The sequence below is a fragment of the Salifodinibacter halophilus genome (genome assembly GCA_012999515.1).
Taxonomy (GTDB): domain Bacteria; phylum Pseudomonadota; class Gammaproteobacteria; order Nevskiales; family Salinisphaeraceae; genus Salifodinibacter; species Salifodinibacter halophilus.
In genome coordinates, this window is the sequence record JABEEB010000730.1 from 1 (window position 1) to 236 (window position 236).

The 236-nt window shown below is 70.3% G+C and carries 1 protein-coding gene; it reads left to right on the forward strand.

Going from position 1 to position 236, the window contains the following annotated elements; translation table 11 throughout:
- Nucleotides 1-236 (forward strand): hypothetical protein (locus HKX41_13485; protein NNC25146.1); only part of this gene is annotated, 236 nt, incomplete at both ends.

Consider the following 236-nt stretch of genomic DNA (forward strand, 5'->3'; position numbering starts at 1 on the left):
GCGAGATCGACCCGCAGTCCGCGGCGATCGGCGCCGGGGCGCTGTCGTCGACCGTGCCGGACATGCTCGCCTTCCTCGCGCGCCAGATCGACCACGGCCCGGACGTACTCGGCCGCGCGATCGCCTTGACCCAAAGCCAGCAGGAGCCGCTCGGCCTGTGCATGGGATTGGGCTGGCAGGTCGGCGACGGCTGCCTGGCCAAGGACGGGCTGAAGTTGGGCTATGCCTCGTACATG